The organism is Ramlibacter sp. PS3R-8 (assembly GCF_037572435.1).
In the GTDB taxonomy this organism is placed as follows: Bacteria; Pseudomonadota; Gammaproteobacteria; order Burkholderiales; family Burkholderiaceae_C; genus Ramlibacter.
The window spans coordinates 188,505-203,909 of the sequence record NZ_JBBHGT010000002.1; the positions used below are offsets into that span (position 1 = coordinate 188,505).

Below are 15,405 nucleotides of genomic sequence, written 5' to 3' on the forward strand. Positions count from 1 at the left end.
CCTCACAGGCTGAAGCCGTCGTCGGCGGAGAGCACCGCGCCGTTGATGAACTGGCTGCGGTCGGAGGCCAGCATCAGCAGCGCCGAGTCCAGGTCTTCCGGCTTGCCGACGCGCTTGCGCGGCAGCATCTGCACCAGCTTCTTGCCCTGCTCGGTTTCCCAGTGGTGGTGGTTGATCTCGGTGTCGATGTACCCCGGGCACAGCGCGTTGACGTTGATGCCGAAGCGGCCCCACTCCAGCGCGAAGGCCTTGGTCATGTGGATCACCGCTGCCTTGCTCGTGGCGTACACGCCGATCTGCGGCAACGGGCGCAGGCCGGCAGCCGAAGCGATGTTGATGATGTGGCCTCCGGTGAAGCTGCCCGGCGCCGCGCCGCGCGCGCGCGCCAGCATGCGCTTGCCCACCTCCTGGGCTACGAAGAACGAGCCCTTCACGTTGGTGTCGAAGACGTAGTCGAAGTCCTCTTCCGTCACGTCCTGCATGCGCTGGGTGGTGCTGACGCCCGAGTTGTTGACCAGGATGTCGATGGAGCCCATCTCGGTTTCCGCATGGGCCACGGCGGCCTTGATGCTGTCGGTGTCGGTCACGTCCAGGCTCACGACGTGCGCGTCGCCGCCCTCGCCCTCGAGCTGCGCGCGCAAGGCCTTGAGCTTTTCGACGCGGCGGGCGGCCAGCACCACGGCCGCGCCGGCACGCGACAGCGTCTGGGCAAACTGGGCCCCGAGGCCGCTGGAGGCGCCTGTAATGAAGGCGACACGACCCGACAAGTCGATGCTGTAAGCCACTGGGTGTCCTCTCTAGAATTCGTCAAGTGAACGGTCGTTCGCCCGTGGGGCGCGCCGCATAGAATGCTGCAGCCCGGGCGGCATGCGCGCGCGGGCGCGCCGGTGCGAACCATTATCGACGAGACCCATGACACAAGAAGAAATCCTGGCCCAGTTCGGCCCGCGCGAAGCGATGGAATACGACGTCGTGGTGGTGGGCGGCGGACCCGCCGGCCTGGCCACCGCCATCCACCTCAAGCAGCTTGCGGCAGCGGCCGGCAAGGAGATCTCGGTCGTGGTGCTGGAGAAGGGTTCCGAGCCCGGCGCCCACATCCTGTCCGGCGCCATCGTGGACCCGCGCGCACTGACCGAACTCATCCCTGACTGGAAGGCCAAGGGCGCGCCGCTGAACCAGGAGGTGACGGAAGACATCTTCCTGTTCCTCGGCGAGAAGGGCGGACGGCGCGTGCCCAACTTCATGCTGCCGCCCAACTTCGGCAACCACGGCAACTACATCGTGAGCCTGGCCAACGTCACGCGCTGGCTGGCGCAGCAGGCCGAGGAACTGGGCGTGGAGATCTTCCCCGGCTTTCCCGCCGCCGAAGTCCTGTACAACGAGAACGGCTCCGTCCGGGGCGTGGCCACCGGCAACATGGGTGTCGGCAAGGATGGCGAGCCGGCCGAGAATTTCCAGCTCGGCATGGAGCTGCATGCCAAGTACACCGTCTTCGCCGAGGGCTCGCGCGGCCACCTGGGCCGGCAACTGATCTCTCGCTTCAAGCTCGACGCCGGCCGCGATCCGCAAAGCTACAGCATCGGCATCAAGGAGGTGTGGGAGATCGACCCCTCGCGCCACCAGCCGGGCCTCGCGCTGCACAGCGCCGGCTGGCCGCTGGACGAGATGACTTACGGCGGCTCCTTCCTGTACCACATGGAGGGCAACCAGGTCGCCATCGGCTTCGTCGTCGGCCTGGATTACTCCAACCCGTATCTCTCGCCGTTCGAGGAGTTCCAGCGCTTCAAGACGCACCCCAACATCCGCTGGTACTTCGAAGGGGCCAAGCCCGCCAAGCGACTGGCTTACGGCGCCCGCGCGCTGACGGTCGGCGGCCTGCTGTCGCTGCCGAAGACGGTGTTCCCCGGCGGTGCGCTGGTGGGCTGCGAGGCCGGCTACCTGAACGCGTCGCGCATCAAGGGCAGCCACGCGGCGATCAAGACCGGGATGCTGGCGGCGCAAGCCGCATTCGACGCGCTGCAGGCCGGACGGCAGCACGACGAATTGACGGCGTACCCGGAGGCGTTCGAGAAATCCTGGCTCTACACCGAGCTGAACAAGGCGCGCAACTTCAAGCAGTGGTTCAAGAAGGGCCGCACGGTCGCGACGTTCATGACCGGCATCGAGCAGTTCGTGCTGCGCGGGAACATCCCGTGGACGCTGCATCGCGACCGCGCCGACCACACCTACCTGAAGCCGGCCGCCGAGTGCCACCCGATCGTCTACCCCAAGCCGGACGGCAAGCTCACCTTCGACCGGCTCTCCTCGGTGTTCATCTCCAACACCAACCACGAGGAAAACCAGCCTCCGCACCTGACCCTGAAGGACCCGTCGGTGCCGGTCAACGTCAACCTGCACAAGTACGCCGGACCGGAAAGCCGCTACTGCCCGGCGGGCGTGTACGAGTTCGTGCAGGCCGAAGGCGGCGGCGAGCGGCTGCAGATCAACGCGCAGAACTGCGTGCACTGCAAGACGTGCGACATCAAGGACCCCACGCAGAACATCGTGTGGGTCACGCCCGAAGGCAGCGGCGGGCCGAACTACACGAACATGTGACTTGGCGACGCCAGGTCATGCCCGCGCAGGCGGGGATCCAGTTCAGATCTCGCGAAGCTTGTAAGCCGTTTGCAAGACCGGCGGGCACCGACCCGGGGAAGCCCGGGGTGAGCGCCCGATGGCTGTCGGGCATGATCGAGGGTTTCGGCCGTACCCCTCAGGAGACTCCATGAAGTTCAACAAACTCTTCGCCGTCATGGCCGCTGGCCTGCTGGCCAGTTCGCTGGCTTGCGCCCAGACCACGATGAAGATCAGCATTTCGACCGCACAGAACTCGCACCAGGGCGTGGCGATCGACACCTTCGCGCGCGAAGTCGAAAAGCGGACGGCCGGCCGCTACAAGGTCCAGACCTTCTACAACGGCTCCCTCGGCGGCGAGCGCGAGTCCATCGAGGCCGTGCAGCTCGGCACCCAGGAACTGGCCTTTTCCTCCACCGGCCCCGTACCGAACTTCGTGCCGGAAACCAAGATCCTGGACGTGCCCTTCCTGTTCCGCGACAAGGCGCATGCCCGCGCGGTGCTGGACGGCCCCATCGGCGCCGAGCTCCTGACCAAGTTCGACGCCAAGGGCTTCAAGGCGCTGGCATGGGCCGAGAACGGCTTCCGCCACATGACCAACAGCAAGCGTGACGTCAAGGCACCGGAAGACCTGAAGGGCCTGAAGATGCGCACCATGGAGAACCCGGTGCACATCGCGGCCTACAAGGGCTTCGGCATCATCACCACGCCCATGGCCTTCCCCGAAGTGTTCACGGCCCTGCAGCAGGGCACCGTGGACGGCCAGGAGAACCCGCTGTCCGTGATCATCTCGGCCAAGTTCGACCAGGTGCAGAAGCACCTGACCCTGACGGGCCACGTGTACTCGCCCTGCATCTTCGTGATGAACAAGGGCACGTTCGACAAGCTGTCCGCTGCCGACAAGACCGCCTTCCTGGAGGCCGCCAAGGTTGCCACCGCGGCCAACCGCGCCCGCGTGGACGAGGACGACGCCAAGGGCGTGGCCGACCTGCGCGCCAAGGGCATGACGGTGATCGACAATGTCGACAAGGCGAAGTTCGTCGCCGCCCTTGCCCCGGTGAACGCCGAGTTCGAGAAGCAGTTCGGCAAGGCCAACATCGACAAGATCCGCAATTACAAGTAAACCTCGTCATTCCCGACGGACAGAAAGGCCCGCGCAAGCGGGCCTTTTCGCGAGGACAGCCATGAAACAGACCTTCCTGCGCATCGAGCGCTTCACCAGCGGGCTGGCACTGGCCGCCGCCTGCGCCATGCTCGTGGTGGCCAGCGCGCTGGGCGTGTTCCAGATCGTCACGCGCTTCGTGCTGGAGCAGCCGGCGGAATGGAGCGAGATCCTCATCCGCCTGTCGCTGATCTGGATGGTGTTCCTCGGCATCCCCATGGCCTTCCGCCAGGGCGCGATGGTCAGCGTGGACGTGGTGTACCGCCTGTGCCCGCCGATCGGCCGGCGCGTGCTGGACTGGGCGGTGGCCATCGCCTCGCTCGCCCTCGTGCTGGTCATCCTCTGGTGGGGCTGGGACTACGCGGTGCGCGGCAAGGTGCAATCCATGGCCGGCCTGGAGTCCATCTCCATGTTCTGGGGCTACCTGGCGATGCCGGTGGGCGCCCTCTTCTGCATCCTCGGGATCATCGGCAACCTGCTCGATCCGCAACGCAACGAACTGGAGACGGCGCAATGACCACCGCCATGCTGGCGACCATGGTGCTGTGCTTCGCGCTCAGCGTCTCGGTCGCCGTGTCCATCGGCCTGTCGGCCATCCTCGGCATGCAGGCCAGCAACGCGCACATGCTGATCTCGGTCAAGGAGATGTTCAACTCGCTGAACAAGTTTCCGCTGGCCGCGATCCCCTTCTTCATCCTGGCCGGCAACCTGATGGAAACCGGCGGCATCTCGCGCCGCCTGGTCGAATTCGCCAAGAGCATCGTCGGCGGCGTGCAGGGCGGCCTGCCCATGACCTGCGTGCTGACCTGCATGATCTTCGCCGCGGTGTCGGGCTCCTCGGTGGCCACCACCTTCGCCATCGGCGCGATCCTGATCCCGGCACTGATCAAGCATGGGTATCCCACCAGCTACGCGGCTGCACTGCAGGCCACCAGCGCGGAGCTGGGCGTGATCATCCCGCCGTCCATTCCGATGATCCTGTACGGCGTGAGCGCCGAAGTTTCCATCGGCGAACTGTTCATCGCCGGCTTCGGCCCGGGCCTGCTCATCGGCTGCGCCCTGATGCTGTTCTGCTGGGTCTGGTGCAAGTTCAAGGGCTGGGGCAAGAACGACGGCGACGGCCGCCTGCCCTTCGGCCGCGCTTTCCTGCAGGCGGGCTGGGCGCTGCTGATGCCGGTGATCATCCTCGGCGGCATCTACGGCGGTGTCTTCACGCCCACCGAGGCGTCCGCCGTCGCAGTGTTCTATGCGCTGGTGGTCGGCATGCTGGTGTACCGCGAGATCAAGGTGCGGGACGTGTACATGATCCTGCGCAAGTCGGTGATCTCCTCGGCGGTGATCATGTTCATCATCGCCAACGCCGGCCTCTTCGCCTTCCTGATCACGCGCGCCGGCGTGCCGGAGGCGATCGGCCTGTGGCTGCAGGACGTGCTGAAGAGCCCGGCGATGTTCCTGCTGGGCGTGAACGCCGCGCTGTTCGTCATCGGCATGTTCATCGAGACCAGCGCCTCCATCATCGTGCTGGCGCCGATCCTCGCGCCGGTGGCCGTGCACTTCGGCATCGACCCGGTGCATTTCGGCTTGATCATGGTGGTGAACCTGGCGCTGGGCATGATCACGCCGCCGTTCGGGGTGAACCTGTTCGCGGCATGCACGGTGGCGCGGATCTCGCTGGACCGCATCATCGGGCAGCTGATTCCCTTCGTGCTGGTGGTGCTGGCGTGCCTGATGGTCATCACGTACGTGCCCCAGCTGTCGTTAGGATTGCGGGACCTCGTCTACGCCAAATGAATTCAATGCAGTCGCTTCCCCGCCGCCTCTTCGTCGCCACGCTCCTCGTGGCCGCCTCCAACATCGCTTTCGCTGCATGGCCGTCGGACGGGCGCCCGGTGAAGATCCTGGTGCCCTGGCCCGCCGGCGGCGCGACCGACCAGATCGGCCGCATGCTCGCCCAGCCGCTGTCGCAGGCGCTCGGCGTGCCGGTGGTGGTGGAGAACAAGGGCGGCGCCGGCGGCGTGATCGGCACGCAGGCCTTCGTCAAGGAAAAGCCGGACGGACACACCATCCTGCTGGCCACGAGCTCCACCAACGCCGCGGCGCCGCACCTGTACGCGAAACTGGGCTACGACCCCATCGCCGACTTCACCCCGGTGGTCTCTCTCGCCGAGATCCCCAACGTGATGGTCGTGCCGGCCAAGTCGCCCTGGAACTCGCTGGCCGACATCGTCAAGGGCGCGAAGCAGTCTCCCGGCAAGTTCACCTACGGCTCCGCCGGCATCGGCGGCTCGCAGCACCTTGCCGGCGCGCAGTTCAAGACAGCGGCGGCCATCGACATCAGGCACGTGCCCTACAAGGGCAGTGGCCCCGCCGCGCAGGACCTGATCGCCGGCCACATCGACATGATGATCGACACCGGCTCGCTGGGCAGCATCCGCGGCGGGCTGCTCCGGCCCCTCGCCGTCGCTTCCGACAAGCGCCTGCCGGCTCTGCCGAACGTGCCCACTTTCAAGGAGGCGGGCACGCCGATGCTCGCGTCCGCGTGGTACGGCCTGCTGCTGCCCGCCAACGCGCCGGCCGAAGTGGTGGCACGCCTGAACACCGAGATCAACAAGATCCTCAAGACGCCGGAGATCCACGACAAGCTCGTGGGCATGGGCGCCATCGTGATGGGCGGCACGGCGGATGAGTTCGGCCGCTTCTCGGTGGCCGAGCTCAAGCGCTACGAAGGCATCGTGCGCGACTCCGGGGCGCCGAAGGAGTAGAGGCCAGAGGGTGTCGGGGTTGGCTGCGCCAAACCCGACCTACGGCTACGTTGACGCCCGCAGGCCGGGTTCGGCAAACGCCGACCCCGGCAACCGCGGCTAGAATCTCTTCCGTCAGGAGAGAGCTTCCCCCGGAAGCCGCCGAAGGCGCAACAACGCTCAGGTACCCAGGACTGACAAGCGTCCCGATCGCGGGGCGCCACCTTGCTGGAGAGAGGCGGCTGCGTCGCGCAGCCGTCCACCGAAGGAGCAAGCCCCGCAAGGGGTGAATCTCTCAGGTAAAGCGGACAGCACGGGCCCTTCCATCGTCTGTACGATGGCCCGAAGCCCTGTCGGAGTCCGCGTGTCCCAAGAAGAGCTGCAGAAGACGCCCCTCCATGCCTTGCACCTGGAACTGGGTGCGCGCATGGTCCCATTCGCCGGCTACGCGATGCCGGTGCAATATCCCGCCGGCCTGATGGCCGAACACCACCACACGCGCGCGGCGGCCGGACTGTTCGACGTCTCGCACATGGGCCAGCTCATGCTGGCCGGCCCGGACGCCGCCGCGGCCTTCGAATCCCTGATGCCGGTCGACGTGGTCGGCCTGGCGCCCGGCAAGCAGCGCTACGGCCTGCTGCTCACCGACGACGGCACGATCATCGACGACCTGATGTTCGTCAACCGCGGCGACCACCTCTTCGTCATCGTCAACGGCGCCTGCAAGGCAGGAGACATCGCGCACATCCGGCAACGCATCGGGTCGCGCTGCGAGGTCGTGCCGCTCCCGGACCGGGGCCTGCTCGCGCTGCAAGGCCCGCAGGCCGTCGACGCCCTGAAGCGCGTCGTCCCTGGTGTCGAGAAGCTCGTGTTCATGACCGGCGCGGCGTACGACTGGAACGGCGCCGACCTGTTCATCACCCGCAGCGGCTACACCGGCGAGGACGGCTTCGAGATCTCCGTGCCGCAAGCGCAGGCCGAGGCGCTGGCACGGGCGCTGCTGGCCGAACCCGAGGTCAAGCCCATCGGCCTGGGCGCGCGCAACTCGCTGCGGCTGGAAGCCGGCCTGTGCCTGTATGGCAACGACATCGATACCAGCACCACGCCGGTGGAAGCCGGGTTGAACTGGGCGATGCAGAAGGTGCGGCGCACTGGCGGCGAGCGTGCCGGCCATTTCCCCGGCGCCGCCCGGGTGCTGGCGCAACTGGATGGCACCGAGCCGCTGCAACGCAAGCGCGTCGGGCTGGTCGCGCTGGAGCGCGTACCCGTGCGCGAACACACCGAACTGCAGGACGAAGCCGGCAACAAGGTCGGCGAGGTCACGAGCGGCCTGCTGGGCCCGACCATCGACAAGCCTGTCGCGATGGCTTACGTCACGGTCGGCCACGCCGCCCATGGCACGCGCCTGAACGCCGTCGTGCGCGGCAAGAAGGTGCCCATGGAAGTGGCGCCCATGCCGTTCGTTCCCCAACGTTATCACCGCGGCTGACCGCACCCCGAAGGAGAAGACCGATGACCGTCAAGTACACGCCCGAACACGAGTGGATCCAGCTGGAGGACCACGAAGCCGCCGTCGTCGGCATCACGCTGCACGCGCAGGACGCCCTGGGCGACGTGGTCTTCGTGGACCTGCCCGAGGTGGGCCGCACCTACGCCAAGGGCGAGATGGCGGGCGTGGTGGAGTCCGTCAAGGCCGCAGCCGACATCTACATGCCGGTGGCAGGCGAGGTGACCGAAGTCAACGAAGACCTGCGCGGCGACCCGTCGCTGGCCAACAAGGACCCGATGGGCAACGGCTGGTTCTTCAAGATCCTGATCAAGGACATGGCCGAGTTCGACGTGCTGATGGACGAGCCCGCGTACCGCAAGTTCGTCAAGGAAACGACCTGACCCGATGCTGATGCAATCTGCCCGGCCGCTCGGCGAGCTGGAAAACCCCAACGAATTCATTCCCCGCCACATCGGGGTGTCGGAACCCGACGAGCGCCACATGCTGTCGGTGATCGGCGAGGCGTCGCGCCGGGCGCTGGTCGAGAGCATCGTGCCGCAGTCGATCAAGCGCGCGCGTGCGATGCGCCTGCCGCCTCCGGTCACCGAAGCCGCCGCACTGGCCGAACTGAAATCGATCGCCAAGCGCAACCAGGTGTTCCGCAGCTTCATCGGCCAGGGCTATTACGGCACGTTCACGCCCGGCGTCATCCTGCGCAACGTGCTGGAGAACCCGGCCTGGTACACCGCGTACACGCCCTACCAGGCGGAGATCAGCCAGGGCCGGATGGAAGCGCTGGTGAACTTCCAGACCATGGTGTGCGACCTGACGGCAATGCCGATCGCCAACGCCTCGATGCTGGACGAGGCGACGGCAGCGGCCGAGGCCATGACGCTGGCCAAGCGCAGCGTGCGCAGCAAGAGCCATGTGTTCGTGGTGGCGGGCGACTGCCATCCGCAGACCATCGAGGTGATCCAGACCCGCGCCGAACCGCTGGGCATCGAGGTGAAGCTCGCCAATTCGGCGGACGAATGGGCCACGCTGCTGGCCGGCGACTGCTTCGCCGTGCTGGCGCAGTACCCTTCCACCAGCGGGCGCATCGACGACCTGCGCGCCGACGTGGAGAAGGTCCATGCGAAGCAGGCCACTTTCATCGTCGCCGCCGACCTGCTGGCGCTGACCCTGCTGGTGCCGCCGGGCGAGTTCGACGCGGACATCGTGGTCGGCACGACCCAGCGCTTCGGCATGCCGATGGGCGCGGGCGGACCGCACGCTGCGTACCTGGCGTGCCGTGACGACTTCAAGCGCTCCATGCCGGGCCGCCTGGTCGGCGTCAGCGTCGATTCGCACGGCAACCCCGCGTACCGTCTCGCGCTGCAGACGCGCGAACAGCACATCCGCCGCGAGAAGGCCACGTCGAACATCTGCACCGCGCAGGTGCTGCCGGCCGTGGTGGCCAGCATGTACGCGGTCTACCACGGGCCGCAAGGCCTCAAGCGCATCGCCCAGCGGGTGGCCAGCTACACCGCCATCCTGGCCAAGGGACTGGCGCAGCTGGGCCACCAGCCGCACAAGGTGGCGTTTTTCGACACCGTCACGCTGCACACCGGCGAGGCCTCCAGTGCGCTGATCGCCAAGGGCCATGCCCTGCGCTGCAACCTGCGCGAATCCTGGCCCGGCTACATCAGCATGTCGCTGGACGAAACCACCAGGCGCACGGACGTCGAGCTCCTGTGGAAAGTCTTCGCCAAGCCGGGGCAGCCGCTGCCGACCTTCGCGGCCTTCGAGAAAGGCGTGGAGCCGGCGATTCCGCCGGAACTGCGCCGCACCAGCGACTACCTGACCCACCCGGTCTTCAACACGCACCACAGCGAGACCGGCATGCTGCGCTACATCCGCAGCCTGTCCGACAAGGACCTCGCGCTGGACCGCACCATGATCCCGCTGGGCAGCTGCACGATGAAGCTGAACGCCACCAGCGAGATGATCCCCATCACCTGGCCCGAGTTCGCGCACGTGCACCCGTTCGCGCCGCGCGACCAGTTGCAGGGTTACGCGGAGCTGGACGAGCAACTGCGCGCGTGGCTGTGCGAAGCCACCGGCTATGCCGGCATCAGCCTGCAACCCAATGCCGGTTCGCAGGGAGAGTACGCCGGCCTGCTGGCCATCAAGGCCTGGCACGAAAGCCGCGGCGAGCACCACCGCAAGGTCTGCCTGATCCCCTCTTCCGCCCACGGCACCAATCCGGCGAGCGCGCAGATGGCCGGCATGCAGGTGGTGGTGACGGCCTGCGACGACAACGGCAACGTCGACATGGCGGACCTGCAGGCCAAGTGCGAGCAGCACAGCGCCAACCTGGCCTGCATCATGATCACGTATCCCAGCACGCATGGGGTGTTCGAGATGCGGGTGAAGGAACTGTGCGAGATGGTGCACCGGCACGGCGGCCGGGTGTACGTGGACGGCGCCAACATGAATGCGCTGGTGGGCGTGGCGGCGCCGGGCGAGTTCGGCGGCGACGTCAGCCACCTGAACCTGCACAAGACCTTCTGCATCCCGCACGGCGGCGGCGGCCCGGGCGTGGGGCCGGTGTGCGTCGTCGAGGACCTGGTGCCTTTCCTGCCGGGGCACCAGTCCGGCGGACTGCCCGCGCATGCGGTGGGCGCCGTGTCCGCGGCGCCGCTCGGCAACGCCGCAGTCTTGCCGATCAGCTGGATGTACTGCCGGATGATGGGCGCAGAGGGCCTGACGCAGGCGACCGAGGTGGCGATCCTCAGCGCCAACTACATCAGCGCGCGGCTGCGCGACCACTACCCCACGCTGTATGCCAGCGAGAACGGCCATGTCGCGCACGAGTGCATCCTGGACCTGCGGCCGTTGAAGGACGCCAGTGGCGTGACGGCCGAAGACGTGGCCAAGCGCTTGATCGACTACGGCTTTCATGCGCCGACCCTCAGCTTCCCGGTCCCGGGGACGCTGATGGTGGAGCCGACCGAGAGCGAAACGCTGGAGGAGATCGACCGCTTCATCGCCGCGATGATCGCCATCCGCGAGGAGATCCGCCGCGTCGAGCGGGGTGAATGGCCGCAGGACGACAACCCGCTCAAGCATGCGCCGCACACGGCGGGCGCGCTGCTCAAAGGCGAGTGGACGCATGCGTACCCGCGCGACGTGGGCGCGGCCATCCTGGACGAGCGCCGCCACGCCAAGTACTGGCCGCCCGTGGGCCGCGTCGACAACGTGTACGGGGACCGCAACCTGTTTTGCAGTTGCGTGCCGATGTCGGCTTACGAGTGAGGTGCCTGCCGTCATTCCCGCGGAGGCGGGAATCACAGAGCCTGCCCCCGCGTAGGCGGGGGGCTTTCATGCACCCGAATGCGGGAGCCCTGGGTCCCCGCCTCCGCGGGGATGACAACTAGTGGAACTCTTCCTCATCGTCGCCGCCGGAGCCGCGCTCGCCGGCTTCGTGCAAGGGCTTTCGGGCTTCGGCTTCGGCCTCACCGCCATGGCGCTGTGGGCCTGGCTGCTCGACCCGCGGCTGGCCGCGTCGCTGGCCGTGTTCGGCTCGCTGACGGGCCAGCTGATCGCGGCCTTCTCGGTGCGGCGGGGCTGGGACTGGCGCACGCTGCTGCCCTTCCTGGCCGGCGGGCTGGCCGGCCTGCCGCTCGGGCTGTGGCTGTTGCCGCGGCTGGACGTCCCGCTGTTCAAGTTCCTGCTCGGGGCGATGCTGGTCATCGTCTGCCCGTTGATGTTCTTCGCCAACCGCTTGCCGCACGTGCGCGGCGGCCGCACGGGCGATGCCGTGGCGGGCGCAGCCGGCGGGGTGATGAGCGGCCTTGGCGGCTTCAGCGGCGTGGCGCCGACGCTGTGGTGCACCGTGCGCGGCTTCGAGAAGGACAAGCAGCGCGCCGTCATCCAGAACTTCAACCTGTCGATCCAGGTCGTCACCTTCGCCAGCTACGTCGGCACCGGGATCATCACCGCCGACATGCTGCCGCTGTTCGCCATCGCCGCGCCCGCCATCCTGGTGCCCAGCCTGCTGGGCGCGCGCCTGTACAGCGCCATCAGCGAACAGGGCTTCCGCAAGGTCGTGCTGGGCCTGTTGTCGCTGACCGGCGTGGCGCTGCTCGCCACGTCCGCCCCCGCCGTCCTGGGCCGCTGGTTCGCCTCTTGAAAGCCGGGGCGCGCGCCCCTAATTCGGGACCGGGCAACCTGACGAAAGGAGAACGACCATGGGTCCCATGTTCCGATCCTCCGCGGACCTGTTCGCGGAGCTCAACCGCATGCAGTCCCTGTTGGACCAGGCCTTCCCGGCCACCGGCTCCAGCATCCGCGCCGGCGCGCGCGGCGGGTTTCCGGTGCTGAACGTCGGCACCACGCCGACCGCGATCGAGGTCCAGGCGCTGGCGCCCGGCCTCGACCTGGACAAGCTGGAGATCACGGTGGACCGCGGCCTGCTGGTGATCGCCGGCGAACGCAGGAGCGACCTGCCCCCGCCGGCCGAGCGCTCGGGCGTCTACGCCAACGAGCGCTTCACCGGCCCCTTCCGCCGCGTGGTCAGCCTGCCGGAAGACGCCGATGCCGCCCGCGTGGAGGCGACCTACCGGGACGGGCTGCTGCGCATCAGCGTGGCCAAGCGCGAGTCGTCGCTGCCCCGCCGCATCGAAGTGAACTGAAGGAGACGACCATGAGCAATGCAGTCCAGACCTCTTCTTCGTCCCGCGCCGCGGAAGCCGTGCAGGCGCCGCAACCGCACGTGGTGCCGCCGGTGGACGTGTTCGAGAACGAATCGTCCATCACGCTGCTGGCCGACCTGCCCGGCGTCGCACGCGAGCAGCTGCAGGTGCGGGTGGATGGCGACAGCCTGGTGCTGGAAGCGACCGCCGTCACGGCCGGCCCGGAGAACTTGCAGCTCGTGTACGGCGAGGCGCAGGTCCCCACGTACCGGCGCCAGTTCACCCTGAGCCGCGAACTGGACGCTTCGCGCATCGACGCGCAGTTGCGCGATGGCGTGCTGCGGCTGACCATCCCCAAGGCGGAGGAGGCGAAGCCCCGCCGGATCCAGGTGAAGGTGGGCTGAGTCCAACACCGGCCGCGTCGCAACTGCGGCGCGCGCAGCCTTCGGTGCACAATCTTCCGGCACGCGGCCGCAGCCGCGCCGGGAGGTCAGTTGCTCAAGGCTTTCATCGTGGAGGACCAGCCCCAGATCCGGGACAGCCTCGTCGAGGCTTTGGCCGAACTCGCCAACATCGAGGCGGTGGGTTCCGCCGGCGATGAAAAATCGGCCGTCGCGTGGCTGCGCGACCCGGCGAACCCGTGGGACATCGCGATCGTCGACCTGGTTCTGGTCCCCGGCGGCGGCAGCGGCTTCGGCGTGTTGCAGGCCCTGCGCCAGCGGCCGGTCACGCGCAAGATGATCGTGCTGACCGCCACTGCCAATCCACAGGTGCGGCGCCATTGCGAGGAGATGGGCGCCGACGCCGTCTTCGACAAGGCGATGGAGACGGAGGCGATGCTGGATTACTGCGTGGCGCTGGCGCGGGTGGCGGGCGGCCATTGAAGACTGAAATACCGGACGCAGAAGACGCAAAAATGACGCAGAAGACGCAGAAAGCACCAATCACGGGTTTGGGTATCTTCCGCGTCTTCTGCGCAACTTCTGCGCCTTCTGCGTCCGGTTGTCCGGTTTAGCTGCCTACCGCAGGCTTCACTGCTCCGCCAACTGCCGCAACGCCTGCTCGAACACTTCCGGCGGTTGCCCGCCCTGGATCAGGTGCTTGCCGTTGATCACCACCGACGGCACGGCATGGATGCCCATCTGCTGCCATTCCTGCTCGCGTTCGCGCACCTCACGCGCATAGCGGTCGCTCGCGAGGATCGCCTGCGCCTCGGCGCGGTCCAGGCCCACGGACGCCGCGGCATCCGCCAGCACCGCATGGTCCGCCGGGCTGCGGCCCTCGCCGTGATAGCTTTCGAGCAGCTTCATCTTCAGGTCCCGCTGCTGCTTCGGACCCTGTTCGCCGGCCCAGTGCAGCAGCCGGTGCGCATCGAACGTGCTCCACACCCGGCCCCGCCCCTCCTTGCGGAAGGTGAACCCCACCGCGGCGCCGCGCGCTGCGATGGCGGCGCGTGACTGCGCCTGCTGTTCGGCGGTGGAGCCGTATTTGTTCGTCAGGTGCTCGCCGACGTCCTGGCCCTCCGGCCCCATCTGCGGATTCAGCTCGAAAGGCTGGAAGCGCAGGTCGACGGGCACCTCTCCTTCCAGCTTTTCCAGCGCGCGTTCCAGCGAGGCCAGTCCGACCGCGCACCAGGGGCACGCGACGTCGGACACGAAGTCGATGTGGAGGGGTTTCATCCCCGCCATTCTGTCAACTTCCGATCGTCCCTGTCACCGGCAGGACGATTCCCGTGATGTAGCTGCTGCAGACCGGCGAGGCCAGGAACACATAGGCAGGCGACAGCTCTTCCGGCTGCGCAGGCCGCTTGAACTCGGTCTGCTTGCCGAATTCGACGATCTCCTCGGCGCTGCGGTCGGCCGGGTTCAGCGGCGTCCAGACCGGCCCGGGGGCGATGGCGTTCACGCGGATGCCCTTTTCGATGAGGCTGGACGCCAGCGACAGGGTGAACGCGTGGATGGCGCCCTTGGTCGCGGAATAGTCCAGCAACTCCTTGCTGCCTTTCAGGGCGACGACGGAGCCGGTGTTGATGATGCAGGAGCCCTTCTTCAGGTGCGGCAAGGCGGCCCGAGCCATGTAGAAGTAGCCGTTGACGTTGGTGTGCAACGTCTCGTTCAGGCGCTCGTCGGTGATGTCCTCCAGCGAATGCGCGTGCTGCTGGAAGGCGGCGTTGTTGACCAGGATGTCGAGCCCGCCGAACTCCTTGACCGTCTTCTCCACGGCCTGCTGGCAGAACTTCGAATCCTTGACGTCGCCGGGAATCAGCAGGCACTGGCGCCCTTCCTTCTCGACGTGGCGCTTGGTCTCCTCGGCATCCTCGTGCGAGGTGAGGTACACGATCGCCACGTCCGCGCCCTCTCGCGCATACAGCACGGCGACGGCGCGGCCGATGCCGGAGTCGCCGCCGGTGATCAGTGCGACCATGCCGGTGAGCTTGCCGCTGCCCCGGTAGTCGGGCGCCTCGAACTGCGGCTTGAGTTGCATGTCCGCTTCCAGGCCCGGCTTTTCCAGGTGCTGTGACGGCAGGTTGTCCGGATAGGGCCGCAGGCCGGTCTGCACCGCGCCCTTTTTCTCGCCGCCGCCGCTTTCGGCGGGTTCCTTGCGGTCCTGCTCGCGCTGGATCTCGCGTTGCTTCTCGACTGTGGCGTCGGCGCTGCGCGCGTTGTCCTTGGCAGTGGGTTTCTCGTCCATGGAAGCTCCTGTGGCAAACCTCCATGCTCGCGC

At 67.4% G+C, this 15,405-nt stretch carries 15 protein-coding genes and 2 riboswitches; of the genes, 12 read left to right on the forward strand and 3 right to left on the reverse strand.

The window, feature by feature from the left end:
• Window positions 1–2: 2 nt before the first annotated feature.
• Window positions 3–785, reverse strand: coding sequence for an SDR family oxidoreductase (locus tag WG902_RS08840; protein ID WP_340059653.1), 783 nt, complete (start codon window positions 783–785; stop codon window positions 3–5).
• Between the two features lie 127 nt (window positions 786–912).
• Between WG902_RS08840 and WG902_RS08845 the strand changes: the two genes are divergently transcribed.
• From WG902_RS08845 to WG902_RS08900, 12 genes are all read left to right on the forward strand, one after another.
• Window positions 913–2,595 (forward strand): electron transfer flavoprotein-ubiquinone oxidoreductase, encoded by a 1,683-nt coding sequence (locus WG902_RS08845; protein ID WP_340059654.1) that lies wholly within the window; start codon window positions 913–915, stop codon window positions 2,593–2,595.
• A gap of 169 nt (window positions 2,596–2,764) precedes the next feature.
• Window positions 2,765–3,736, forward strand: a complete 972-nt coding sequence (locus WG902_RS08850) for a TRAP transporter substrate-binding protein (RefSeq protein ID WP_340059655.1) — start codon at window positions 2,765–2,767, stop codon at window positions 3,734–3,736.
• Window positions 3,737–3,797: 61 nt separating this feature from the next.
• Window positions 3,798–4,292 carry a TRAP transporter small permease gene (locus WG902_RS08855; RefSeq protein ID WP_340059656.1) on the forward strand — a complete coding sequence of 165 codons (495 nt, stop codon included), beginning with the start codon at window positions 3,798–3,800 and terminating at the stop codon, window positions 4,290–4,292.
• Entirely contained in the window at window positions 4,289–5,566 is a 1,278-nt protein-coding gene (locus WG902_RS08860; RefSeq protein ID WP_340059657.1) for a TRAP transporter large permease, read from the forward strand. Before WG902_RS08855 ends, WG902_RS08860 begins: the two co-directional genes overlap by 4 nt.
• A 5-nt stretch (window positions 5,567–5,571) precedes the next feature.
• On the forward strand, window positions 5,572–6,537 hold the full coding sequence (locus WG902_RS08865) for a Bug family tripartite tricarboxylate transporter substrate binding protein (RefSeq protein WP_340059658.1): 966 nt from the start codon (window positions 5,572–5,574) through the stop codon (window positions 6,535–6,537).
• A 105-nt stretch (window positions 6,538–6,642) separates the two neighbouring features.
• Window positions 6,643–6,723, forward strand: a riboswitch (glycine riboswitch).
• 11 nt (window positions 6,724–6,734) lie between these two features.
• A riboswitch (glycine riboswitch) is annotated at window positions 6,735–6,838 on the forward strand.
• A 42-nt stretch (window positions 6,839–6,880) separates the two neighbouring features.
• Window positions 6,881–8,005 (forward strand): glycine cleavage system aminomethyltransferase GcvT, encoded by a 1,125-nt coding sequence (gene gcvT, locus WG902_RS08870; protein ID WP_340059659.1) that lies wholly within the window; start codon window positions 6,881–6,883, stop codon window positions 8,003–8,005.
• 23 nt (window positions 8,006–8,028) lie between these two features.
• Complete coding sequence (gene gcvH, locus WG902_RS08875) at window positions 8,029–8,406, forward strand: glycine cleavage system protein GcvH (protein ID WP_340059660.1); 378 nt, start codon at window positions 8,029–8,031, stop codon at window positions 8,404–8,406.
• 4 nt (window positions 8,407–8,410) lie between these two features.
• Window positions 8,411–11,302, forward strand: coding sequence for an aminomethyl-transferring glycine dehydrogenase (gene gcvP / locus WG902_RS08880; protein ID WP_340059661.1), 2,892 nt, complete (start codon window positions 8,411–8,413; stop codon window positions 11,300–11,302).
• Window positions 11,303–11,423: 121 nt separating this feature from the next.
• Window positions 11,424–12,179 (forward strand): sulfite exporter TauE/SafE family protein, encoded by a 756-nt coding sequence (locus WG902_RS08885; RefSeq protein WP_340059662.1) that lies wholly within the window; start codon window positions 11,424–11,426, stop codon window positions 12,177–12,179.
• A 67-nt stretch (window positions 12,180–12,246) separates the two neighbouring features.
• Window positions 12,247–12,681, forward strand: a complete 435-nt coding sequence (locus WG902_RS08890) for an Hsp20/alpha crystallin family protein (RefSeq protein ID WP_340059663.1) — start codon at window positions 12,247–12,249, stop codon at window positions 12,679–12,681.
• A gap of 11 nt (window positions 12,682–12,692) precedes the next feature.
• Window positions 12,693–13,085 (forward strand): Hsp20/alpha crystallin family protein, encoded by a 393-nt coding sequence (locus WG902_RS08895; RefSeq protein WP_340059665.1) that lies wholly within the window; start codon window positions 12,693–12,695, stop codon window positions 13,083–13,085.
• A gap of 90 nt (window positions 13,086–13,175) precedes the next feature.
• Window positions 13,176–13,565, forward strand: a complete 390-nt coding sequence (locus WG902_RS08900; protein WP_340059666.1) for a response regulator transcription factor — start codon at window positions 13,176–13,178, stop codon at window positions 13,563–13,565.
• Between the two features lie 147 nt (window positions 13,566–13,712).
• On the opposite strand, the gene WG902_RS08905 is transcribed toward WG902_RS08900, so the two are convergent.
• Window positions 13,713–14,360 (reverse strand): DsbA family oxidoreductase, encoded by a 648-nt coding sequence (locus WG902_RS08905; protein WP_340059667.1) that lies wholly within the window; start codon window positions 14,358–14,360, stop codon window positions 13,713–13,715.
• A 13-nt stretch (window positions 14,361–14,373) separates the two neighbouring features.
• Entirely contained in the window at window positions 14,374–15,372 is a 999-nt protein-coding gene (locus WG902_RS08910; protein WP_340059668.1) for an SDR family oxidoreductase, read from the reverse strand.
• Between the last annotated feature and the right edge of the window lie 33 nt (window positions 15,373–15,405).

Excerpts from the sequence above, each read along its gene's own strand:
- WG902_RS08845 (WP_340059654.1), top strand. The coding sequence starts at position 913 with ATGACACAAGAAGAAATCCTGGCCCAGTTCGGCCCGCGCGAAGCGATG.
- WG902_RS08850 (WP_340059655.1), top strand. The coding sequence starts at position 2,765 with ATGAAGTTCAACAAACTCTTCGCCGTCATGGCCGCTGGCCTGCTGGCC.
- WG902_RS08855 (WP_340059656.1), top strand. The coding sequence starts at position 3,798 with ATGAAACAGACCTTCCTGCGCATCGAGCGCTTCACCAGCGGGCTGGCA.
- WG902_RS08860 (WP_340059657.1), top strand. The coding sequence starts at position 4,289 with ATGACCACCGCCATGCTGGCGACCATGGTGCTGTGCTTCGCGCTCAGC.
- WG902_RS08865 (WP_340059658.1), top strand. The coding sequence starts at position 5,572 with ATGCAGTCGCTTCCCCGCCGCCTCTTCGTCGCCACGCTCCTCGTGGCC.
- gcvH (WP_340059660.1), top strand. The coding sequence starts at position 8,029 with ATGACCGTCAAGTACACGCCCGAACACGAGTGGATCCAGCTGGAGGAC.
- gcvP (WP_340059661.1), top strand. The coding sequence starts at position 8,411 with ATGCTGATGCAATCTGCCCGGCCGCTCGGCGAGCTGGAAAACCCCAAC.
- WG902_RS08890 (WP_340059663.1), top strand. The coding sequence starts at position 12,247 with ATGTTCCGATCCTCCGCGGACCTGTTCGCGGAGCTCAACCGCATGCAG.
- WG902_RS08895 (WP_340059665.1), top strand. The coding sequence starts at position 12,693 with ATGAGCAATGCAGTCCAGACCTCTTCTTCGTCCCGCGCCGCGGAAGCC.
- WG902_RS08905 (WP_340059667.1), bottom strand. The coding sequence starts at position 14,360 with ATGAAACCCCTCCACATCGACTTCGTGTCCGACGTCGCGTGCCCCTGG.
- WG902_RS08910 (WP_340059668.1), bottom strand. The coding sequence starts at position 15,372 with ATGGACGAGAAACCCACTGCCAAGGACAACGCGCGCAGCGCCGACGCC.